This is a genomic window from Streptomyces lavendofoliae (assembly GCF_014649735.1).
GTDB lineage: Bacteria > Actinomycetota > Actinomycetes > Streptomycetales > Streptomycetaceae > Streptomyces > Streptomyces lavendofoliae.
Genome location: NZ_BMTP01000008.1, coordinates 119,305 through 141,719 on the forward strand (window position 1 = coordinate 119,305; position 22,415 = coordinate 141,719).

The window sequence follows — 22,415 nt, forward strand, 5'->3', positions numbered from 1 at the left end:
CCGATGAGCCAAGCGGCCCAGAACCTGAATTGGCTGATCACCAACTTCGTGGACAACACCCCAGGGGTGTCCCACACAGTGGTGGTCTCCGCCGACGGACTCCTGCTCGCCATGTCCGAAGGGTTCCCCCGCGACCGCGCGGATCAGCTCGCGGCCGTGGCGTCCGGGCTGACCTCGCTCACCGCGGGGGCTTCCCGGATCTTCGAGGGCGGCGCCGTCGCCCAGACCGTGGTGGAGATGGAGCGCGGCTTCCTCTTCCTGATGTCCATCTCGGACGGCTCCTCCCTGGCCGTACTCGCGCACCCCGACGCGGACATCGGCCTCGTCGGGTACGAGATGGCCCTGCTCGTCGACCGCGCGGGCAACGTCCTCACCCCTGACCTGCGCGCGGAACTGCAGGGCAGCCTGCTCCACTGAGGCGGTACGCCCCAATCCGTACCGTCCCCCCTCTTGCCTCGTTCACCGTCGGCCGCCCCCTCCGGCCCCCCACCGGCCCAGTCAGACGACAGGCAGACCACCTGCTGTCACTGGAGGATCAATGACCCCGCCCCCCGCCTCTCACGATCCGTACGGCGTCCCCACGGACGCCGGTTACGGCGTCGAAGGCGACCAGCCGCTGGTCCGGCCGTACGCCATGACCGGCGGCCGGACGAGGCCGCGCTACCAGCTCGCCATCGAGGCGCTGGTCAGTACCACGGCCGACCCGGCCCACCTGGGAACCCTGCTTCCCGAGCACCAGCGGATCTGCCACCTGTGCCGTGAGGTGAAGTCGGTGGCAGAGGTATCGGCGCTGTTGTCGATGCCGCTGGGCGTAGCCCGGATCCTCGTCGCCGACCTGGCGGAGGCGGGCATGGTGGCGATCCACCAGCCGGGCAATGGAGAGGCCGGCGGAACGCCGGATGTGACACTGCTCGAAAGGGTGCTCAGTGGACTTCGCAAGCTCTAGCGGCGGTTCGGGAGGCGGTCGCTCGACCACCTCCGCCAAGATCGTGGTGGCGGGCGGATTCGGCGTGGGCAAGACCACGTTCGTCGGCGCCGTCTCGGAGATCGACCCGCTGCGTACCGAGGCCGTCATGACCTCCGCCTCGGCGGGCATCGACGACCTCACCCACACCGGGGACAAGAAGACCACCACGGTCGCCATGGACTTCGGCCGCATCACGCTGGACCAGGACCTGATCCTGTACCTCTTCGGTACGCCCGGTCAGGACCGCTTCTGGTTCATGTGGGACGACCTGGTCCGCGGCGCCATCGGCGCGGTGGTGCTCGTCGACACCCGCCGTCTCGCCGACTGCTTCCCGGCGGTCGACTACTTCGAGAACAGCGGCCTGCCCTTCGTGATCGCGCTGAACGGTTTCGAGGGACATCAGCCGTACACGCCGGACGAGGTGCGCGAGGCGCTCCAGATCGGACCCGACACCCCGATCATCACCACCGACGCCCGCCACCGCGCCGACGCCAAGAGCGCTTTGATCACGCTCGTGGAGCACGCCCTGATGGCCCGCCTCAAGTAGTCGTGGCCGTACGGAAGTTGTCGTAGCGGCGATCCGGGGCCGGGTGTGTCCTTTGACACGGTCGGCCCCGGGGTTCATAACGTTTCGACAGAGAATTGCGGAGCGCCCAACACGAGACGCATCCGTATGGTGCCGCTGCGCTCACATGAGCCCCGCCTTTTGGCGGGGCTCGTTCTTTATGCCCGTTTTATCTGAGGTCTGAACCACTGGTAACGACCCGAACGGGGGGTTTGGAACGCGGCCGCTTTACGTGCTGCAATGCGACGAACTCCCGAGTAGTACGGCCCTGAAACAGAAAAACGGCACGACGTAGGTGCCGGCGCCGAGAGGTTGTTGGTCGAGTGAGGCGAAGCACGAAAAGCGCCGCAGAGCAGCAGGCGCGGGGCAACTTCACCCCGCCCGCACGCACAGCGGTGCCGCCTGCCGATACCCCCGGAACGTCGTCGGCCTCCTCCGGCGACAAGGGCGGTACGGGGAGCTCCAGCAAGCTCTCCCCGCGCAACTGGCGGGTGGCCACCCGCCTGAACGCCATCCTCCTCATACCCGTGCTCATCGGTCTCGTCATGGGCGGCTTCCAGGTGAAGGCGGCCATCGACACCTGGCAGGAGGCGCAGGACGCCGAGAAGACGGCGCTCATCGTGCGCGCCGCCTCGGAGTACGGCCAGGCGCTGCTCAACGAGCGTGACCTCACCGCCGTACCACTGCTCACGGGCAAGGACCGCGACAGCGACCCGGACGTCGCCAAGGCGCGCGACGCGACCGAAGCCGCGAAGAAGAAGTTCGACGAGGCCGTCCGGGACATGCCGTCGGGGCAGGGTCTGGAGCGCCGGCTGGAACTCTTCCGGGACCAGGAGCCCCTGCTCGAAGAGCTCCGGCAGAACGCCTACACCAAGGCCCAGGACCCGGTGTCGACCGAAGAGTCCTACACCGGCGTCCAGCACTACCTGATGGAGTTCGCCAACGAGCTCGGCCTCGGCACCGGGAACGTCACCTCCTACGGCCGCATGGTGTACGCCATTCAGCTGGCCCAGGCCGCCCAGTCGCTCCAGCGCTCGATCGGCACGCACCTCCTGGTCCGGCCGAGCAAGGACGACGCCACGTTCGCCGCCCAGAGCCGCGCGTTCAACTCGTACAACTACCTGGAGCAGATCGCCCTCGGCGAGTACAACTCCGGTGGCACCGAGGAGGACGTCAAGAAGCTCGAGGCGGTCATGCGGGGCCGGGCCATCGAGGGTGACAAGCGCCTCCAGGCCGAGGGCATCACGCTGCCCAAGGACAAGAACGGCTCGGTCCTCGCGCCCATGGCCGAGAAGATCGGCAACGCCGAGGACGCCGACGCGATCGAGGAGCTCCGGGCCAAGGGCGTCGTCAAGGAGACCTGGCTGGCCGCCTCCACCTCCAAGTTCGACGGCTACGGCGAGGTCAGCACCGAGCTGGTGAACAAGGCGGTGGACGAGGCCGCCGAGATCTCCTCCGACGCCAAGACCGACGCCATCGTCATCGGCGCCATCGTCGTGGTCGCCCTGCTCACCGCGTTCATCCTGGCCGGAATGATGGCCCGCCAGATGAGCACCTCGATGAGCCGGCTGCGCACCGCCGCCTTCGGCATCGCCGAGCAGCGCCTGCCGATGCTGGTCGACCAGCTCTCCCGGACCGACCCGGGCCGCGTCGACACCCGCGTGCAGCCGATCCCGATCGACTCCCAGGACGAGATCGGCGAGGTCGCCCGCGCCTTCGACCAGGTGCACCGCGAGGCCGTCCGGCTCGCCGCCGAGCAGGCCCTGCTGCGGGGCAACGTCAACGCGATCTTCACCAACCTCTCCCAGCGCAACCAGTCGCTGATCGAGGGCCAGCTGACCCTGATCACCGAGCTGGAGAACAACGAGGCCGACCCGGACCAGCTGGAGAACCTCTTCCGCCTGGACCACCTGGCCACCCGCATGCGCCGCAACGGCGAGAACCTCCTCATCCTCGCCGGCGAGGAGCCCGGCCGCCGCTGGAACCAGCCCGTCCCGCTGGTGGACGTGCTGCGTGCCGCCTCCTCCGAGGTGGAGCAGTACGAGCGCATCGAGCTGACCGGCGTACCGGAGTCGGAGATCCACGGCCAGGCCGTGACCGACCTCGTGCACCTGCTGGCGGAGCTGCTGGAGAACGCCACCACGTTCTCCTCCCCGCAGACCAAGGTCCGGGTCACCGCGACCCGTCTGCCCGACGGCCGCGTGATGATCGAGATCCACGACAAGGGCATCGGCCTCACCGCCGAGGACTTCGCCGACATCAACCACAAGCTGGCCAACCCGCCCACCGTGGACGCCGCGATCTCGCAGCGCATGGGCCTGTTCGTGGTCGGCCGCCTCTCCGACCGGCACGGCATCCGCGTCCAGCTGCGCCCCTCGGGCGAGCAGGCCGGTACGACGTCGCTGGTCATGCTCCCGGACGCGATCACCCACGGTGGTGGTGGCGACCCGGCCCTGAACGACGACTTCACCGTCTCGCAGATCATCCCGGAGCAGCAGGCGTTCGAGGCGGCTCCGCTGCGCACGGCCGCGGAACTGGGCTTCGACGACTCCCGGTACGAGCAGCCGCAGGGCGACGGCAACGCCCTGGACCCGGTCGGCCGCACCCGGATGCGCGAGGAGCGCCGTGCCGCGCTGGGCGCGCAGCTCAACGGCGCATCCCAGAACGAGCGCGCGATGTTCCGCGACGAGGTGGCCCAGGAGCAGCAGGGCGCCGCGTACGAGGAGCAGGGCGGCCAGGAGCGGTACGGCTACGAGCAGCAGCAGTACGAGCAGCGGAACGGCTACGCCCAGGACCAGTACGACGGCTACCAGCAGCAGTACGGCGGGGACTATGCCACGGGCGAGTACCCGGCGGGCGAGTACGCCGAAGCGTCCTATGCGGAATCCGGTTTTCCGGCTCAGGAGCCGCAGCAGCCGCAGTACGACAACCAGTTCGAGCCCCAGTCCCACCAGGGCGAGTGGCCGGAACAGGGCTCCTACGAGGGCGGTTACGACTCCGGGTACGGGACGGAATCGGAATCTGCCCAGGGCGCTCCCACGAACGGCCCCGAGCGCGTAGGCTTCTCCTCGGGCCCCACCCCGAGCACCGGTCACGCGCTGACCGACGCCGGTCTGCCGCGCCGCGGCAGCCAGCAGCAGGCTCCGGCCCCGCAGCAGCAGCAGGTTCCTCAAGCGGAGCAGACGCAGCCGGTCCAGCGGGTCTCGCAGAGCAGCAGCGAGGACAACGGTTCCGAGGGCTGGCGCTCGACCAACGACGAGCGCTGGCAGCGGGCCGAGAAGCTTCGCGAGCCGAAGGCCGGCGGAGTCACCCCGTCCGGACTCCCGCGGCGCGTTCCCAAGGCCAACCTGGTCGAGGGCACGGCGGAGCAGACCCCGCAGGGCGGCCCACAGGTCTCCCGCGCTCCGGAGGACGTGCGTGGCAGGTTGAGCAACCTGCGGCGCGGTGTCCAGCAGGGGCGCAACGCGGGAACGGACACGAACGGATCGGGCCTCGGCCCGGGTAGTACCTACAACCAGGAGCGTTAGTGTGAGCCCGATGAGCCAGGCGGCGCAGAATCTGAACTGGTTGATCACCAACTTCGTGGACAACACCCCCGGGGTGTCGCACACGGTGGTGGTCTCCGCCGACGGACTCCTGCTGGCGATGTCCGAGGGTTTCCCCCGTGACCGGGCCGACCAGCTCGCGGCGGTGGCGTCGGGTCTGACGTCGCTGACGGCCGGGGCGTCCCGGATCTTCGAGGGCGGCGCGGTCAACCAGACGGTGGTGGAGATGGAGCGCGGCTTCCTCTTCATCATGTCGATCTCGGACGGCTCGTCGCTGGCCGTCCTCGCCCACCCCGACGCCGACATCGGTCTGGTCGGTTACGAGATGGCCCTGCTGGTGGACCGTGCGGGCAGTGTCCTTACCCCGGATCTGCGCGCCGAACTCCAGGGAAGTCTTCTCAACTAGCAAACAGACCGTGCGTTTCTCGCCACCGCACCATAGGGTGCGGTGGCGCGGCTCCACAGGGACATGGAACCGGTGAACGGCAGTCGAGGAGGAAAAGTGGCAACACCCCCAGGCGGACACCACCCATACGACGGTGCGCACCAGTCGCAGGGTGAGAACGCCCAGAACCGCTTCAACTTCCCCTCCGCTCCGAGCGGTCAGGGCGGCATGCAGCAGCCGCAGCAGCCCTACCAGCAGCCGCAGTCCGGTCACTCGTACGTCCAGCCGCAGGCACCGCGCAGCCAGCCGGCGCAGCAGCGGCGGCGCCCGGAGCCGGCGCCCACGTCGAACGCCCACAATCCGCTGGTCCGTCCGTACGCCATGACCGGCGGCCGGACGAGGCCGCGTTACCAGCTCGCCATCGAGGCGCTGGTGTCCACCACGGCCGATCCGGCCCGGCTGCAAGGGCAGTTGCCCGAGCACCAGCGGATCTGCCGGCTGTGCTTCGAGATCAAGTCGGTCGCCGAGATCTCGGCACTCCTCTCCATCCCCCTCGGCGTTGCCCGGATCCTCGTCGCCGACCTGGCGGAGGCCGGACTTGTCGCCATCCACCAGCCCGGCGGCGACGAGTCCGCCGGCGGCCAGCCAGACGTGACACTGCTCGAAAGGGTGCTCAGTGGACTTCGCAAGCTCTAGCGGCGGTGCAGCCCGCTCAACCACCAGCGCGAAGATCGTGGTGGCGGGCGGATTCGGCGTGGGCAAGACCACGTTCGTCGGCGCCGTCTCGGAGATCAACCCGCTGCGTACCGAGGCCGTCATGACGTCTGCGTCCGCGGGCATCGACGACCTCACCCACACCGGGGACAAGACGACCACCACGGTCGCCATGGACTTCGGCCGTATCACCCTGGACCAGGACCTGATCCTGTACCTGTTCGGCACGCCCGGTCAGGACCGCTTCTGGTTCATGTGGGACGACCTGGTCCGCGGCGCCATCGGCGCGGTGGTGCTCGTCGACACCCGCCGTCTCGCCGACTGCTTCCCGGCGGTCGACTACTTCGAGAACAGCGGCCTGCCCTTCGTGATCGCGCTGAACGGCTTCGACGGCCACCAGCCGTACACGCCGGACGAGGTGCGCGAGGCGCTCCAGATCGGACCCGACACCCCGATCATCACCACCGACGCCCGCCACCGCGCCGACGCCAAGAGCGCTTTGATCACGCTCGTGGAGCACGCCCTGATGGCCCGCCTGCGGTAGGTCCGTGACGCGACGGAGGCCCGCACACCCGACGGTGTGCGGGCCTTCTCGCGTCCGGGCCTCTCCGTACGGGCGCCCTCGCGCCCGGACCTCGCGTACCCGGAGCCGGAGGGCGCGGGACCCGGGGGACGGCGAAGGGCCCCGCACCGGGTGTGGTGCGGGGCCCTTCGCCGTGTTCGCCGTGGCGGGTGTCAGCCCTGCCAGCTGTGCGGGGCGCTGAAGCCGGGACGGCGTTCGAGGCGGCGCCAGCCGGCGGTGGAGCGGGTGCGGCGGGCGGGGGTGGCGGCGGGGCGGGCGGCGGCGCGGGCGAGGAGGACGGCGGTGATGGCCGCCAGTTCCTCCGGGTCGGCCTGGCCCTTCTCCACGCGGAGCAGGTGGGAGTCGGTCACGTGGGGCTCCTGTTACTGAGGCGGGTTGCCGTGCTTGCGGGACGGCAGGTCGGCGTGCTTCGTGCGGAGCATCGCCAGGGAGGCGATGAGCACGGAGCGGGTCTCGGACGGGTCGATGACGTCGTCGACCAGGCCGCGCTCCGCGGCGTAGTACGGGTGCATCAGCTCGGCCTTGTACTCCTTGACCATGCGGGCGCGCATGGCCTCGGGGTCCTCGGCGTCGGCGATCTGGCGGCGGAAGATGACGTTGGCGGCGCCCTCGGCGCCCATCACGGCGATCTCGTTCGTCGGCCAGGCGTAGGTGAGGTCGGCGCCGATGGACTGGGAGTCCATGACGATGTACGCGCCGCCGTACGCCTTGCGCAGGATCAGCGAGATGCGCGGCACGGTGGCGTTGCAGTACGCGTACAGCAGCTTCGCGCCGTGGCGGATGATGCCGCCGTGCTCCTGGTCGACGCCCGGCAGGAAGCCGGGCACGTCCAGCAGCGTGACGATCGGGATATTGAAAGCATCGCACATCTGCACGAAGCGGGCGGCCTTCTCGCTCGCCTCGATGTCCAGCACACCGGCCAGCGTCTGGGGCTGGTTGGCGACGATGCCGACGACCTGGCCGTCCAGGCGGGCCAGGGCGCAGATGATGTTGCGGGCCCAGCGCTCGTGGATCTCCAGGTAGTCGCCGTCGTCGACGAGCTCCTCGATGACCTTGGCCATGTCGTAGGGGCGGTTGCCGTCCGCCGGGACCAGGTCCAGCAGGACGTCCGAGCGCCGGTCGGCCGGGTCGTCGCTCGGGTGGGCGGGCGGGTTCTCGCGGTTGTTGGAGGGCAGCATCGACAGGAGGTAGCGGACCTCCGCGATGCAGGTCTCCTCGTCGTCGTACGCGAAGTGGGCCACGCCCGAGGTCTCGGCGTGCACGTCCGCGCCGCCCAGGCCGTTCTGGGTGATCTCCTCGCCGGTGACCGCCTTGACGACGTCCGGTCCGGTGATGAACATCTGCGAGGTCTCGCGGACCATGAAGACGAAGTCGGTCAGGGCCGGGCTGTAGGCGGCGCCGCCCGCGCACGGGCCGAGCATCACGCTGATCTGCGGGATGACACCCGAGGCACGCGTGTTGCGCTGGAAGATGCCGCCGTAGCCGGCGAGCGCGGAGACGCCCTCCTGGATACGGGCGCCGGCGCCGTCGTTCAGGGACACCAGAGGCGCGCCGGCCGCGATGGCCATGTCCATGATCTTGTGGATCTTGGTGGCGTGGGCCTCGCCCAGCGCGCCGCCGAAGATCCGGAAGTCGTGCGCGTAGACGAAGACCGTCCGGCCCTCGACCGTCCCCCAGCCGGTGATCACACCGTCGGTGTACGGCCGCTTGCCCTCCAGGCCGAATCCGGTCGCGCGGTGCCGCCGCAGCTGCTCGACCTCCTGGAACGAGCCCGGGTCGAGCAGCAGCTCGATGCGCTCACGGGCGGTCAGCTTGCCCTTGGCGTGCTGGGCTTCGGTCGCCCGGTCGCTGGGGCCGCGCAGGGCCTCCTCGCGCAGGGCGTGCAGCTCTGCCACACGCCCACGGGCATCGGTCGGCTCGCCCTGGGTTTCGTCCACAACGGTCATGCATCGACCCTACGAAGCCGACCGAGGAAAACCGCCGTCGACTCTGTACAGTCTCCCGCCCCATCTCCTGTGCGCCCTGGACAGAACCGCCCGCCTGTGCAGCCGAAGTGCCAGCGTGGGACCCCCGCGCGTTATGGAGATCCCACAATAGGCTCAGACACGGACCGTGCAGCGGTGTCCGGCGCCCGCCGTCCCCGGAGTGATCCGCAGCCGGAGGGTCCGCCCCGTCCCGAGGACCTCGACGGAGGGGTCGTGGGCGAGGACGTGCCGCACGGGGTGGTGCCAGACGACGTCCACGGGCCGTCCGGTGCGCGGCGGCTCACTGACGTGGAACGTCACCGTCCGGCCCCGCGCGCGGACGAGGACGCAGGCCGGCGCGCCGGCGGTGAGGCGCCCCACCGTACCGGGCTGCCAGAAGTTGGCGGCCGTCAGGCCCAGCGAGGGTACGGCGACGGCCTGGCGGCCGGCGGTGTTGTCGAGGATCTCCAGCCAGCGGGGGTCGTGGGCGCGGGCCGCGACGGTCCGGCGCGAGGCGCCCGGCATCAGGAGGTAGGCGTACGAGGCGTCCGCCGGATCGGTGCCGTGGTCCAGCCAGAGGGTCTGGTACCGGCGGGTGCGGCGTTCGGTGGTGGACGTGGTGTTGATGTCCCGCCAGGCTCCGGTGCGGTCCTCGCGGAGGGTGCGCAACTCGCCCGCGCCACCGGGGAACACCCACCCCCCGTGCCCCTCCAGGTGGGCCCAGCGCGCACCCGGGCCGGTCGTGAACCGCCCGCCGCCCGCCTCCCCCAGGTTCCGGTTGTCGACGACCGTCTCGACCGGGACGCCGTCCGCGCAGCCGATCCCCGCACCGAGGCAGATGACCGTGTCGGCGACGCAGAACCAGGACTTGCGGGCCTCCAGGGTGGAGCCGAGGCCCTTCAGGTGCTGCCCCACCGCGGCGAACTCGCCGTCCGTCACTCCCCCGACCCACCGCGCGGCCGGCTTCGGCGCGCCCCACTCGCCGCCCGCGCGGTCGGGCAGCCGCTTGGTGGACACCGTGGTCCCGGGCAGCCGGTAGGGGTCGACGGTCGGCCAGAACCAGTCGGTGTACTGGGCGTCGGCGCCCGGGCCGGGGCCCCACCAGTAGAGCATTCCGGCGCCGGTGTGCCAGCCGCGCGGGTTCTCGCCGTTGCCGCACTCGTAGTGGGCGATCCGCTCCGACGCCATGGCGATGTTGGCCGCCCAGCCGGGGCGGCGGTGCACGGCCCGGTCCATGGCGGCGAAGAGGGTGTGGCCGGCCGGTTCGGGCGCGGCGGGCACGGGTGATGCTGCGGCGGCGTGCAGCCGCGCGAGGTCGGCGACGCCGAACTGGGGGGCGCTGAGGACCGGGCTGACGGTGTCGCGCTCGATCCAGCCCTTCACGCGCGCGTGCCACCGGTCGCGCTCGGCGGCCGGGGCGCTCCCGGCGAGCAGGGCGATGGCCGCGATGACGCCCTGGCCGTGGAAGTGGTCGCCGCGCAGGGTGCCGTGCGGGTCGTTGCGCAGGATCCCCCGGCTGACGGCCCGGCCGCTGACGCTGTCCATCATCAGGCCGTTGTACACAAGGGGCGCGTAGGCGCGTTCGACGCTGTCGAGGACGATCCTCCGGTTCGGGTCGGTGACCTCCCAGGGCGACCCGGCGAGCAGGGCGAACAGCCGGCCCAGCCCGTCGAGCATCACCTGGCCGTAGGTACCGGAGTAGGGAACCCAGGTGTGCTGGACGAACGACCCGTCGGCGTAGAGCCCGTCGCCGGAGGTGACGTACGGGAAGACGGGTGAGAGCGCGTCGCGGGCGAGCGCCAGCTTGGCCGGCGACCTGCCGAGGACCCCGCGCAGGGCGACGGACCGGCACAGGTCCACGCGGTTGGCGCCGGTGGACGTGCCGCTGTGGTCGCCCAGCACCGTGTCGGGGACGAAGTGGTCGACGGCGGCGCAGGCGGCCTCGACCCGGTCGGGACCGGCCGCCTCGTACAGGGTGGCGACGATGTCCATGAGGAGGCGGGGGCTGCCGATCTGCCACTCCCACCAGTTGCCGTAGCGGGTGGTGCCGGGGCGGTAGACCCGCTCGGAGAGGTGGTCGAGGCCGCGCAGGACGTCGGCGAGGAGGCCGGGGTCGGCGGTGCGGCCGGTGCCGGGCTGCGCGTACGCCTGGGTCATGGTCCACAGGCGGTGGTAGCTCTGGGTGATCCCGGAGGGCGGGTCGAAGGCGTGACCGGGCCACAGGGAGGTGGCGGAGGGGGCCATGGAGGCGCGGTGGCGGTCGGCCAGGTCGCCAATCCCGGCGAGGCGGGAGGCGTACGGCTCGGCGGCCGGATCGAAGCCGGTGCCGAGCTGGAGGCCGAGCCAGCGCAGCCGCAGCGCCTCGAAGTCGCCGGGGGCGGCCGGGCGCGGTGATGCCTGGGCGGGGGCGGCGAGTCCGAGGGCCGCGGTGGAGCCGGCGGCGAGGAAGAGGCGGCGGGACCAGGCGGGCGTCGTCGGTGGCACGGGAACCTCCCGGTGAGGGGATCGCGGTGAGCGGGACGCGCACAAGGGCTCTACCCCGGCCGGACCACCGCCCTGTGGACCGCCCCCAGGGTGCCGGGCGTGACGCGCAGCGTCAGTGAGGACCCGGTCGCCATCACCTGGACGGAGGGGTCCCTGGAGGTCACGGACGCCACCGGGCGGTTCCACGTCAGGTCGATGACCGCTCCGTCCCGCAGCGGCCCGGAGACGCTGACGGTGGCCGTTCCGGTGCCGCTCTCCGTCGCCCCGCCCGGGAAGACGTACCCGGCGTGGCCCGCCAGGTGCGCCCAGCGCGCGCCGGTCAGCGTGGCGCTCCAGCCGGGCGCGGTGGGCCGCGCCGTACCGTCGACCGTGAAGGCGTGCGTGCCCGACGCGCCGAGGTTGCGGTTGTCGACGACCGACTCGACCCCGGTGCCGTCCCGGCCGTGGATGCCGGCGCCGAGGCACACCACGGCGTCGTCCAGGAAGAACCAGGACTTCTTGGCCAGCAGCGTGGAGGACAGCCCCTTGAGGTACTGACCGACCGCCGCGTACGTCCCGTCCGTCGCCCCGCCCACCCAGCGGACGTCCGGTCTGGCCGCGCCCCACACCCCGCCCTCGCCGTCCGCGAGCGCCTTGCGGGAGGCGGTGGTGCCGGGCAGCCGGCGGGGGTCGACCGTCGGCCAGAAGCCGTCGCTGTACTGGCCGTTGGCGAGGTCGCCGCCCCACCAGTAGAGCATTCCTGAGCCGCTGTGCCAGGCACGGAGCTTCTCGCCGTTGCCGTTCTCGTAGTACGTGATCCGGCGGGACGCCATGGACAGGGACGCCGCCCAGCCGGGGCGGCGGTGGACGGCCCGGTCCATGCCGGCCTCGGCCATCGTGCGCAGCCGGTTGAAGCTGGTGCCCAGGTTGCCCGAGTAGGTGTACGACTCGGCGTCCGTGTCGGGTTCGGGGTCGGCGTACGGGAGGTCCGGCCAGAGGGAGCCGGACGCCGGGGCCATGGCGGAGCGCAGGCTCCGGGCGGCGGCGCCGAGGTCGGCGAGCTTGGTGGCGTACGGCTCGGCGGTGGGGGTGAAGCCGGTGCCGAGGAGGAGGTCGCGCCAGGTGAGGCGAAGGGTGTCGTAGATGTCGGCTGCGGCGCGGACGGCGGGGACCCCAGGGGCGGCTGGGGCGGCTGGGGCGGCTTGGACGGGGGGCGCGGACAGGGTGACCGGCGCGGCGGCGGCGAGGAGGAGGGTGCGGCGGGAGGGGGAGGGAGGCATGGCGGAGGGACCTCCGAGGCGAAGCGAGCGCACGGGTGAGCGGTTTTTCTCACACGAACGCACAAACAGTCAATGAATCGCACACATCCCGGATGAATCGATCGTTCGATCGCGCGTGGGTGCGGGAGCGGACGACCGCCGGGCCGCGGACACCCGGCCCGTCGGCGTACCCCCCTCCCCGATCCGCGGCCCCGTGCCACCCCGTCCCGGGACGCCGCCCGATCGGGCCAAGTCCCGCTCGACAGCGTCATGTTGTGAAGGAGAATAAAAACTGAGAGCGCTCTCAGTCACATCTCTTGACGCCCCTTCCGTGCGGCGCGACAGTGAGCGGCACCCGGACCCCCACCCCCACCCCCACAGGGAGACCCGATGGCGTCCCACGCGTTCCGCCGCCCCCTGTCCCACCGCTCCCTCTCCCGCCGCGCCCTGCTCACCGGGACGGCCGCCGCCGCGGCGGCCACGGCCCTCGGCGTGCGCGGCGGCGCGACCGCCTCCGCCGCCCCCGCGACCTGCGAACTTGCCCTGGAGAACCGCTCGCTGCCCGGCACCGTCCGCGCCTACGTCACCGGCCACGAGCAGGGCACCGGCCGCTGGGTCCTGCTGCGCCCGGGCGGCGGCGTCTACCGTCCCGAGTCCCCCGCCGCCCCGCTGACGCCGGTGCCCGTCGACTGCGCGATACCCCTGCGACCGGCGGGCGCCGGGCCGGTGGTGCTGACGCTGCCGCAGATGTACGGCGCCCGCGTCTACTTCGTCCGCGACAACAAGCTCGACTTCTTCCTCAACCCCGGCCCCGCCCTGGTCGAGCCGGCCTTCGCCACGCCGTCCGACCCCAACTACGGCCGGGTCTGGTCCTTCGCCGAATTCACGTTCAACCCCCAGCAGTTGTACGCCAACATCAGTTACGTCGACCTGGTGACCGCCCTGCCCATCGGCCTCACGCTCACCGGCGACACCACCCACACCGTCGCCCCGCTGCCGTCCGGCGCCCTCCAGCGGATCGCCGACGGGCTCGTCGCCCAGGCCGCGCGGGACGGCCAGCCCTGGGACAAGCTGGTCATCCGCGCCTCGAACGGCTCGGTCCTGCGGGTGATCTCGCCGCAGAACCTCATGGCGCCGTACTTCGACCGCCCGGACCAGATGCCGTTCCGCGGCGCCTTCACCGGCTACATCGACCGCGTGTGGCAGAAGTACCGCACCACCGACCTGCGCATCGACCTGCAAGGCGGGCGCGGGGTGCGGGTGGGCCGGGTGAACGGGGACGTCCTCACCTTCACAGGCGGCCACAGCTTCACCCGCCCCACCTCCAAGGACGTCTTCACCTGCAACCACGGCCCGTTCGCCAACAACCCCGCCGACTCCGACGACCGCAAGGCGCTGCTCGCCCGCCTCGCGGCCGGCTTCAACCGCACGACCCTGCTCACCCACCCCGACCAGCCGAACGGCCCGGCCCCCTCGGACTACTACCGCGACCCGTCGACCAACCACTTCTCGCGGGTGGTCCACGCCAACACGCCGATCGGGTACGCCTTCCCGTACGACGACGTGCGGCCGGACGGCCGGCCCGACGTCTCGGGCGCCGCGCACGACGGCAACCCGCGCCGTTTCACGGTGTCGGTCGGTTCGTAGCCCCCGGGGCGGGCGGTCCGGCGACACCCCGGCGCGGGCGGGAGCCGGGACGGGGCGGGTCGCGTGCCGGCCGGCGCAGGTCCGCGCGGAGGCGGGTGGCGAGTTCGGTGCCGTGGCGCGCGGCGCGCGGATCGAGGTCGACGTCGAGCCGGGCGGCGGCGCGGACCCCCGCCCGGTCACCGACCGCACGCCGCGCGGTCGCGGTCCCGATCGGCCAGGCCGGTGACGTGTCGTCGGTGGCGTCTGCGCCCGGTGGGTCAGCAGCCGCCGCAGTTGTAGTAGGTCACGTCCCAGTGGTTGCCCTCGTCGGCGTAGACGTTGCCGGAGCCGGACCTCCACTGGGGGGCACCGTCGCCGCGGAGGCCGATGTAGGTGAAGGTGTTCTTGATGTAGCTCCCGATGCACGTGTACTTGCTGTAGTCGAGCTTGTAGCCGTTCCAGTGCGAGTACGTTCCGCCGGCGTGGCCGGTCTCGGTGCCGCCGGTGATGTTGAGGGCGCAGCCGCTGGCGCTCCTGAGGGTCTGGGCGCCCTGGGCGCTGGCGAGGTTGAGCTGCTCGAAGGACGTGCAGGTGGGGTTGTTGCGGTCCGAGCAGCCGCCGGAGGACGACCAGGTGATCCCGGACGAGCGGAACATCGAGGTCGCGGTGGCGTGGCTGATCTTGGTGACCGCGTGGGCGTCGGTCGCGCCGCCGAGGACGCCGAAGCCCGGGGCGAAGAGCGCTCCCAGGAGCAGGGCCAGTGTGGTGAGGACGGGGCGGAGCTTCATCGTTTCCTCCTGCGGATACCGGGGCGGGCGGTGCGCGTGCAGGTGGAGCAGACAGATGGTGCCGGACCTCTCCGCGCGTCCGCCAGAGGGCGTCGGAACTCCGCTCATCCAAGTGGTTGAAACTTAAACGGGATGGGGTTATGGTCGATGTCGTTGAAGGTTCAACCAACCGCTTCGAGGGAGTTCGTCATCATGGGTCTCTTCAGCCGCAGCACCACCGCCACCGCCACCGTCCCGGCTGCCGCCGTGGACCCGGCCCTGGCCGCCCTGACCGGCACGTACACGATCGACCCGTCGCACAGCGGCATCGGCTTCACCGCCCGCCACGCCATGGTCACCAACGTGCGGGGCGCCTTCACCGAGTACGAGGGCACCCTGGAGCTGGACGGGGTGAACCCGGCGGCCTCCAGCGCCTCCATCGATGTGAAGATCGCCTCCATCGACACCGGCAGCGCCGACCGCGACAACCACCTGCGCAGCGCCGACTTCTTCGACGCCGAGCGGTCCCCGCTGATGACCTTCCGCTCCACGAGCGCCGAGGCACTGGGCGGCACGGACTACCGCATCACCGGTGACCTGACCATCAAGGGCGTCACCAAGCCGATCACCATCGACCTGGAGTTCAACGGCGCCGCCAAGGACCCCTTCGGCAACGAGCGCGTCGGCTTCGAGGGCAAGGCGGAGCTGCTCCGCTCCGAGTGGGGCCTGACGTGGAACGCCGCGCTGGAGACCGGCGGTGTCCTGGTCAGCGACAAGATCAAGCTGACGTTCGAGATCTCCGCGATCAAGACCGCCGAGTGAGCGGCTTGCGGGCCTCGACGAGCGTCCGGCACGAGTGAGCGGCAAAGGGACCTTCGGCCTCGATGAGGCCATGCGGGTCCCTCGGTCGTTCCCGGTACGAGGTGTCGGCCGCCGCCGTCACCAGCACCGCCGCCCTCTCCGCCGCCTCCACCCGGCGCACCTCCCCGGCCCGTTCCCACGCCCCCCACCAGCACAGCCACCCCTCCCCCCACAGCGGCCGGGGACGACGGAACACCCCGGACGGCGCGGACAAGGAAGACGACCGGGCGAGGCAGGGCGCGCGAGGTCTCCGGCGCGCGCACCCGGTCGGGCTCCGGGCGTGGCTCGACCCGGGGCCCGGCGCGTCCCGGGGGCCTACTTCTTGAAGCCGTGGTTCATGAGCTTGGTCGCGTCCGCGTTGCGGTTGGCCTCCGAGGAGGACGCGAGGACCGTACCGATGACCGTCCGGCCTTCGCGGGTGGCGGCGAAGACCAGGCAGTACTTGGCCTCCGGCCCGGAGCCGGTCTTGACCCCGAGGGCCCCCTGGTACGTGCCCAGCAGCTTGTTGGTGTTGGCCCACGTCATGTCGCGGTAGCCGCCGGTCTTCGTCGTGACCCGCTGCTTGGTCGACCTCGTCTTCACGACCGTCCGGAAGGTCGGGTTCTTCATCGCCTGCGCCGCGAGCCGGGTCAGGTCGCGCGGGGTCGAGTAGTTCTTGCCGTTGCCGATGCCGTCGAACGAGTCGAAGTGGGTGTTCTTCAGGCCCATGGCGCCGGCCGCCGTGTTCATCCTGCCCACGAACGACTTGACGCGTGCCGCCCGGGTGGAACCCGTGCCGTAGGTGTCGGCCAGGGCGTACGCGGCGTCGCACCCCGAGGGGAGCATGAGGCCGTAGAGCAGCTGGCGGACGGTCACCTTGTCGCCCACGATCAGCCGTGCCGACGAGGCGGTCTTGGCGACGATGTAGTCGCTGTAGGCCATCTGGACGGTGACCTTGCGGTTCAGGTCCAGGTTCTTCTGCGAGAGGACCACGTGGGCCGTCATGATCTTGGCCGTCGACCCGGTGGGCAGACGGCTGTCGGCGGCCTTCGCGAACAGGGCCGCGCCCGTGCCGGCGTCCATCGTGAAGCCGCCCTTGGCGGTGACCGCCGGTGGGCGCACCGGGGCCGCCTGGGCCGGGGCGAGACCCGCCCCGGCCGCCGACATGGCGCAGACGGTCGCGCATACCGCTCCGACGCGGCTGATGTTCCTGCTGTTCAAAGTCGACACTCCCGTACGTGCAGCCGCGGCACCGCTGCCCGGAGAAAACCGCTACCGAGCAAGACACGGGGCCGGGCCCGGAGGATGCACGACAGCGGCGGGAAGCAACCGAAAGAGTGAACACCGGGTTTGTTGAGCGCCGGGCCGTTGAGCGCGGGGGCCTTCAGCGCCGGGGCGGCACCGACGGCTCGGCAGCGGGGCCCGTCCCCGGCCCACGTGCCCCCGGCCCCCGCGCCGCCGGCCCCCGGGCCCGCAGCCACCGCTCCAGCGGGTGCTCGACCGCGTGGTAGGCGCCCGCCGCCAGGGCCAGGCTCACGAGCAGGACGAGCGACCAGACCACCGCCGTGCCGCTCGGGCCGGCGGGTGCGCCGGCGTACCCCAGCCAGAGGCGGATCACGATCTCGTGGATCAGGTACCAGGCGTACGACCACTGCCCGAGCCGGGTCGCCCACCGGCCGCCGAGGCCGGTCGGCCGTCCGTCGAGGTCCGCCCGCGCCACGGTGGCCACCAGCAGGGCGAACAGCGGTGCGGCCAGCAGCTGCGAGGCGGTGTACGGGCTGTACCAGAGGGCGTCCGGCACGGCGCGCGACCAGGGCACCAGCGCCAAGTGCCAGCCGGCCACCAGCGCCACCGCGGCCCACGGCCCCACCGGAGGCCGTCGGCCGCGCGCCACCGCCAGGCCGGTCACCACACCGAGCAGGAACTGCGCCGTCCGCGTCAGCGGCAGGTAGTCCAGCGCCCACGCGCGCGTGCCGGCGTCGTGGATCAGCGCGCCGGTCAGCCACACCGGCACCACGGCCACGCACACCCCGCCCGCGATCCACCGCCGGCCGCGCGCGGAGCGTACGGCGGGCAGGGCCATCAGCAGCGGGAAGAGCAGGTAGAACCATGCCTCGTCACTGAGCGACCAGGCCGCCGGGTTGCCGCCCCGCAGGATTACGGGGTCGGGCGTCCAGGCGTGGACCAGGAGCAGCGACGCGGTGACCGCCTTCGCGGACACGTCCCTTCCGAGAGCCAGCCACGCGCCCACCGACAGCGCGGTGGTGGCGGCGAGGAGCGGCCAGATCCGGGCGAACCGGCGCCACAGGAAGAGCGGTGCCGGCACACGTCTCCCGTCGTACGTCCAGGCCAGCACGAACCCGGACAGCACGAAGAAGAAGGTGACGCCGCTGCGCCCGTACCGGACCGCCTCGCTGAGGCCGGGCAGCTCACCCGCCTGCCGGGACAGGTGGTACAGGACCACCAGGAGGGCCGCCCAGAAGCGCAGCCCGGTGAGGGACGGCAGCCGGTCCCGGCCGGCCCGGTCCCCGGAGGGCATGGAGGCGGCCGAGCCGGCATGAGGGCCGGGAGCGGGCGGACGCGCGGAGGGTACGGAGGCGGGCGGACGCATCCGGCGATTATGCGGCCGGTCCGTCGCGCCGCGCCGAGGGCCCCCGGCGCCGGCTCAGTTCCGAAACCGCCGTACCGGCCCACCGGCCCACCGGCTCGCCGCCGGGCACCCGCGCGACCTCACGCCGCCCGCCCGGGGGGCCCGGGCCGCGGCGGGCTCAGAACCCGCCGCCGCCGAAGTCGCCGCCGCCGCCGCCGAAGTCGCCACCCCCGAAGCCGCCGCCGTCACCGCCGGAACCGCCGCCGAAGTCCGAGGCGTTGAAGTCGCCGCCCGAGAAGTCGCCGCCCTCGTACCCGGCGCCGCCGTACTCCGACGCGTACGCCGGGGTGGAGAGCATCGAGCCCAGCATGGTGCCCATCAGCAGGCCGGGCAGGATGCCGCCGCCGAAGTACCCGCCGACCCACGGGCCGTACGCCGGTCCGGCCTCCCAGTAGGGGCGGCGGCCGTATTCGGTCTCCACCGTCCGGGTCATGGGGTCCTCGCCCCGCGCCAGCCGTGCGGCGTCCGCCGCGCAGACCGGTACCTCGCGCACCGCGCCGCCGGACGGGGACCACTCCACCTCGGTGGTGGCGGGGCCGTGGCGCGGGTCGAAGAAGCAGGGCGCCCGCCGCTCGGGAAGCGGGCGGCCCTCGCGGCGGGCGGACAGGACGGCCAGCGCGTAGCGGCCGTCCTCGATGGCCTCGGTCACCCCCCGTACGTCATGGGGGTGCCGGGCCTGGCCCATCAGGGACTTGGCCCTGTCGTAGGAGTCGAGGGCGCGTTCGTAGTCGGCGCGCATCGCGTCGTCGGCGCCCCTCTCGGCGGGGTGGAAGTCGAGCCGGTCGAGTTCCTCGCCGTACGCGGTGATGTCCTCGTCGACGACGACCCGCAGCCGGTCCAGGGCTTCCTGCTCCTGCCGCTCACGCCGCTGCCGCCGGCGGCGGGTGACGGTGAGGGCGGTCGCGCCGCCCGCGGCGGCCAGGGCGCCGACGGCGATCAGCCCGGCGACGGGGGCGCGCTCGCCGGGGGTGCCGGGCCATGAGCCGGGGGCGTCGCCGCGTACCTGCGGCAGGGCCTGGTCGACGAAGTCGTTCAGCTCGGTGGTGGCGTCCACGCCGGGCTGCCGCACGGACTGCACGACGTTGCGTACGGCCTGGTTGGACATCACGGCCCGGTCGGCCCCGGCGGCGAACGCGTCACCGAGGCGGATGCCGTACAGGCCGGTGATGCCGGTCTGGGTGCGCAGGTTCTGCAGCAGTCCCTGTTGCGGGAACTCCGCCGTGGCGGGCAGGACGGCGACGAAGACGGGCTTGCCGGCGTCCTCGATCTTGTCGGCCAGGGCGTCCGCCGCGGCCTTCGGCAGCTGGTCGGCGGCGTCGGGGTGGACGTACACCGGGCCCTGCTTCAGCGCCTCGGCCGCGTCCTGGAGCCCCGTGGCCCTGGCCCCCGCGCCGGGGGCCAGGGCCAGGAGCAGCAGCAAGGTCAGCCCCGCCAAGGCCGACAGAAGGGTGAACGGCCTGGTCCTCATACCATCGACGCTACCCCAAAAGAGTGCAAAGCGGGCATAACCGTACTGGAGAATGGAACCGAACCCAATGGGAGGATGTTCGGGTGGACATTCGTCGGAGGAACAACGTCTCGGTGATCGGCCCCGAGGACGGCCCGGTCGTCGTACTCGCCCACGGGTTCGGCTGCGACCAGAACCTGTGGCGTCTGGTGGCGCCCGCGCTGGCCGTGGATTACCGCGTGGTGCTGTTCGACTACGTGGGCGCGGGCCGGTCGGACCTGACGGCGTGGAGCGCCGAGCGGTACTCCTCCCTCGACGGGTACGCCGAGGACGTCCTCGACGTGTGCCGGGAGCTCGACCTGCGCGACGCGGTGTTCGTCGGCCACTCCGTGAGCGCCATGGCCGGGGTGATGGCGGTGGCGAAGGAGCCCGGGCGGTTCGGCAGGCTCGTGCTGCTGACCCCGTCCCCCTGCTACATCGACGACGGGGGGTACCGGGGAGGGTTCAGCAGGGAGGACATCGACGAACTGCTGGAGTCCCTGGACGCGAACTACCTCGGCTGGTCCGGCGCGATGGCCCCGCTGATCATGGGCAACCCCGACCGCCCGGAGCTGGGCGAGGAACTCACCGACGCCTTCTGCCGCACCGACCCGGACATCGCCCGGGTCTTCGCCCGCACCACGTTCCTGAGCGACAGCAGGGACGACCTGGCCAAGGTGTCCGTGCCGACGCTGGTCGTGGAGTGCGCCCAGGACGTGATCGCGCCGCGCGAGGTGGGCGCCTACGTCCACGCCGCCATCCCCGGCAGCCGCCTGGTGACCCTGGACGCCACGGGGCACTGCCCGCAGCTCAGCGCGCCGGAGGCCACGGTGGAGGCGATCACCGCCTTCCTGCGGGACGGCGAGCGATGAGCCCGGAGAGAGCGCACCCGCCCCCGGCGACCACCCCCGACGCCCTGGAGCAGCAGGCGGCGGCGGTCGCCCCGCTGCTGGAGGACTCCCCCGAGGACCTGTACGAGAACGCGCCGTGCGGCTACCTGTCCACCCTGATGAACGGCACTCTCGCCAAGGTCAACGGCACCCTGCTGTCCTGGCTCGGCTACCACCGGGAGGAACTGGTCGGCCGCAGGCGCTTCGCCGACCTGCTGACGATCGGCGGCAAGCTCTACCACGAGACCCACTTCGCCCCGCTGCTGCAGATGCAGGGCGAGGTGCACGGGATCGCCATGGAGCTGAAGGCCAAGGACGGGGCCCGGCTGCCCGTCCTGGTCACCTCGGTCGTCAAGACCGACGCCGCCGGCGAGCCGAAGCTGATCCGCACCACCGTGACGGACGCCCGCGGCCGCCGCGCCTACGAGCAGGAGCTCCTCCGGGCCCGCCGCGCCGCGGAGGAGGCGCACCGCGAGGCGGAGCGCAGCCGGGAGCACCTGCACGAGGTGGTCGCCGTCCTCCAGCGCAGCCTGCTGCCCCCGTCGCTGCCCCCCGTCCCCGGCCTGGAGACCGCCGCCCACTACCACACGGCCTCCCCCGACCACCTCGGCGGCGACTTCTACGACCTGTTCTCGCTGGGCGGCGGGCGCTGGGCCTTCTGCCTCGGCGACGTGTGCGGCAAGGGACCCGAGGCCGCCGCCGTCACCTCGCTGGCCCGCTACACCCTGCGCGCCGCGGCGATGAACGACGCCGACCCCGAGGCCGTGCTGCAGACGCTCAACTCGGTCCTGTACGAGCGGTACGCCGGGGACGACCCGCGCTACTGCACGGTCGTCTTCGGGCTCCTGGAGGCACCCGGCCCGGACGACGCCGGGTTCGACATCACCCTCGCCGGCGGCGGGCACCCGCCGGCCCTGCTGCTACGGGACGACGGCACCGCCGACTTCGTCCACACGCCCGGCGGCGTGCTCATCGGGATCCTGCCCAGACCACCCCTCGCGGTCATCCACACCCGCCTGGAGCCCGGGGACACGCTGGTGCTGTACACCGACGGCCTGACCGAGGCCCGCACCCCCACGGGGCGGTACGGTGACGAGCGGCTCCTCGCTCATGCCGCGGACCTGGCGCCCTCGGGCGCGGAACCCACCGTCAAGGCACTCACCGACCTGCTGGAGAGCTTCGGCGCCGGCCTCGACGACGACACCGCCATACTCGCCCTGGGCGTCCCCGCCCGCGCTCACGAGAACCCGACATCCTCACCATGCTGAAGACTTCGACACGGCACACCCCGGCCGGCCCCGTGCTGGACGTCCGGGGAGACCTGGACTTCCACACGGTCCCCGAGTTCCGCAAGACCCTGGAGGGGCTCTCCCTGCTGCCCGGGCAGCGGCTGGTCCTCCACCTGGCCGGTCTGCAATTCTGCGACTCCAGCGGCATCACCGCCTTCCTGGTCGCGCGCAACCTGGCTGCGACGGCAGGGGCGGACGTCGCCCTGGCGGAGGTGCCGGATACCACGTTGCGCGTGCTGCGCATCGTCGGACTCGACCAGGTCTTCGCCATCGAGCCGGCGGAGCGGGCCGGGGCCGACAGCGCCTGACCCGGCCCCGCCGCCCCGGCCGCCCGCGCGCGCGAAGGCCCGCCCCGGCGTACCGCCCGGGGACGGACCGGCACGCTCCCGGGCCGGGGCCCGGCGTACCGCCTGGACCGGCAC

19 protein-coding genes and 1 pseudogene are annotated in these 22,415 nt (G+C 72.1%); 12 read left to right on the forward strand and 8 right to left on the reverse strand.

Annotation, left to right across the window (positions count from 1 at the left end; all coding sequences use genetic code 11):
• Positions 1 to 3: 3 nt before the first annotated feature.
• The 7 genes from IE109_RS16970 to IE109_RS17000 all read left to right on the forward strand — a co-directional run bounded on the left by IE109_RS16970 (position 4) and on the right by IE109_RS17000 (position 6,720).
• Complete coding sequence (locus IE109_RS16970; protein WP_189551727.1) at positions 4 to 417, forward strand: roadblock/LC7 domain-containing protein; 414 nt, start codon at positions 4 to 6, stop codon at positions 415 to 417.
• A gap of 121 nt (positions 418 to 538) precedes the next feature.
• Positions 539 to 946 carry a DUF742 domain-containing protein gene (locus IE109_RS16975; protein WP_189551728.1) on the forward strand — a complete coding sequence of 136 codons (408 nt, stop codon included), beginning with the start codon at positions 539 to 541 and terminating at the stop codon, positions 944 to 946.
• A complete protein-coding gene (locus IE109_RS16980; RefSeq protein ID WP_189551729.1) occupies positions 927 to 1,514 on the forward strand; it encodes a GTP-binding protein in 588 nt (195 codons plus the stop codon). The genes IE109_RS16975 and IE109_RS16980 overlap by 20 nt, the downstream gene beginning before the upstream one ends.
• 341 nt (positions 1,515 to 1,855) lie before the next feature.
• Positions 1,856 to 5,059: a sensor histidine kinase gene (locus tag IE109_RS16985; RefSeq protein WP_189551730.1), complete on the forward strand. Its 3,204-nt coding sequence runs from the start codon at positions 1,856 to 1,858 to the stop codon at positions 5,057 to 5,059.
• 10 nt (positions 5,060 to 5,069) lie between these two features.
• Entirely contained in the window at positions 5,070 to 5,483 is a 414-nt protein-coding gene (locus IE109_RS16990; protein ID WP_006127847.1) for a roadblock/LC7 domain-containing protein, read from the forward strand.
• A gap of 96 nt (positions 5,484 to 5,579) precedes the next feature.
• Positions 5,580 to 6,158 (forward strand): DUF742 domain-containing protein, encoded by a 579-nt coding sequence (locus IE109_RS16995; protein ID WP_189551731.1) that lies wholly within the window; start codon positions 5,580 to 5,582, stop codon positions 6,156 to 6,158.
• On the forward strand, positions 6,139 to 6,720 hold the full coding sequence (locus IE109_RS17000; RefSeq protein WP_069978110.1) for a GTP-binding protein: 582 nt from the start codon (positions 6,139 to 6,141) through the stop codon (positions 6,718 to 6,720). The genes IE109_RS16995 and IE109_RS17000 overlap by 20 nt, the downstream gene beginning before the upstream one ends.
• A 191-nt stretch (positions 6,721 to 6,911) precedes the next feature.
• Here IE109_RS17000 and IE109_RS17005 read toward each other — a convergent pair whose 3' ends face one another.
• The 4 genes and pseudogenes from IE109_RS17005 to IE109_RS17020 form a co-directional block, all read right to left on the reverse strand.
• On the reverse strand, positions 6,912 to 7,109 hold the full coding sequence (locus IE109_RS17005; RefSeq protein WP_189551732.1) for an acyl-CoA carboxylase subunit epsilon: 198 nt from the start codon (positions 7,107 to 7,109) through the stop codon (positions 6,912 to 6,914).
• Between the two features lie 12 nt (positions 7,110 to 7,121).
• Positions 7,122 to 8,705 (reverse strand): acyl-CoA carboxylase subunit beta, encoded by a 1,584-nt coding sequence (locus tag IE109_RS17010; RefSeq protein ID WP_189551733.1) that lies wholly within the window; start codon positions 8,703 to 8,705, stop codon positions 7,122 to 7,124.
• A gap of 153 nt (positions 8,706 to 8,858) precedes the next feature.
• Positions 8,859 to 11,207, reverse strand: coding sequence for a polysaccharide lyase 8 family protein (locus tag IE109_RS17015; protein ID WP_189551734.1), 2,349 nt, complete (start codon positions 11,205 to 11,207; stop codon positions 8,859 to 8,861).
• 50 nt (positions 11,208 to 11,257) lie between these two features.
• Positions 11,258 to 12,067: pseudogene (locus IE109_RS17020) on the reverse strand (polysaccharide lyase family 8 super-sandwich domain-containing protein); the annotation flags it as partial.
• Positions 12,068 to 12,835: 768 nt separating this feature from the next.
• On the opposite strand from IE109_RS17020, the gene IE109_RS17025 reads away from it, so the two are divergent.
• Positions 12,836 to 14,092 carry a glycoside hydrolase family 64 protein gene (locus IE109_RS17025; RefSeq protein WP_189551736.1) on the forward strand — a complete coding sequence of 419 codons (1,257 nt, stop codon included), beginning with the start codon at positions 12,836 to 12,838 and terminating at the stop codon, positions 14,090 to 14,092.
• A 257-nt stretch (positions 14,093 to 14,349) separates the two neighbouring features.
• Here the strand turns inward: IE109_RS17025 and IE109_RS17030 are convergent, their stop codons facing one another.
• Positions 14,350 to 14,859 carry a hypothetical protein gene (locus tag IE109_RS17030; RefSeq protein WP_189551737.1) on the reverse strand — a complete coding sequence of 170 codons (510 nt, stop codon included), beginning with the start codon at positions 14,857 to 14,859 and terminating at the stop codon, positions 14,350 to 14,352.
• Positions 14,860 to 15,051: 192 nt separating this feature from the next.
• Between IE109_RS17030 and IE109_RS17035 the strand changes: the two genes are divergently transcribed.
• Positions 15,052 to 15,660, forward strand: a complete 609-nt coding sequence (locus IE109_RS17035; RefSeq protein WP_189551738.1) for a YceI family protein — start codon at positions 15,052 to 15,054, stop codon at positions 15,658 to 15,660.
• 354 nt (positions 15,661 to 16,014) lie between these two features.
• Here the strand turns inward: IE109_RS17035 and IE109_RS17040 are convergent, their stop codons facing one another.
• From IE109_RS17040 to IE109_RS17050, 3 genes are all read right to left on the reverse strand, one after another.
• Entirely contained in the window at positions 16,015 to 16,845 is an 831-nt protein-coding gene (locus IE109_RS17040) for a D-alanyl-D-alanine carboxypeptidase family protein (RefSeq protein WP_189551899.1), read from the reverse strand.
• A gap of 217 nt (positions 16,846 to 17,062) precedes the next feature.
• Positions 17,063 to 18,289, reverse strand: coding sequence for an acyltransferase family protein (locus IE109_RS17045; RefSeq protein ID WP_229891145.1), 1,227 nt, complete (start codon positions 18,287 to 18,289; stop codon positions 17,063 to 17,065).
• 157 nt (positions 18,290 to 18,446) lie between these two features.
• Positions 18,447 to 19,796 carry a hypothetical protein gene (locus IE109_RS17050; RefSeq protein WP_189551739.1) on the reverse strand — a complete coding sequence of 450 codons (1,350 nt, stop codon included), beginning with the start codon at positions 19,794 to 19,796 and terminating at the stop codon, positions 18,447 to 18,449.
• 83 nt (positions 19,797 to 19,879) lie between these two features.
• Between IE109_RS17050 and IE109_RS17055 the strand changes: the two genes are divergently transcribed.
• Genes IE109_RS17055 through IE109_RS17065 form a run of 3 tightly spaced genes read left to right on the forward strand, consistent with a single transcriptional unit; the run spans position 19,880 to position 22,301 of the window.
• On the forward strand, positions 19,880 to 20,686 hold the full coding sequence (locus tag IE109_RS17055; protein WP_189551740.1) for an alpha/beta fold hydrolase: 807 nt from the start codon (positions 19,880 to 19,882) through the stop codon (positions 20,684 to 20,686).
• Positions 20,683 to 21,972 (forward strand): SpoIIE family protein phosphatase, encoded by a 1,290-nt coding sequence (locus IE109_RS17060; RefSeq protein WP_189551741.1) that lies wholly within the window; start codon positions 20,683 to 20,685, stop codon positions 21,970 to 21,972. Before IE109_RS17055 ends, IE109_RS17060 begins: the two co-directional genes overlap by 4 nt.
• Positions 21,966 to 22,301: an STAS domain-containing protein gene (locus IE109_RS17065; protein WP_189551742.1), complete on the forward strand. Its 336-nt coding sequence runs from the start codon at positions 21,966 to 21,968 to the stop codon at positions 22,299 to 22,301. The genes IE109_RS17060 and IE109_RS17065 overlap by 7 nt, the downstream gene beginning before the upstream one ends.
• The last annotated feature ends 114 nt before the right edge of the window (positions 22,302 to 22,415 follow it).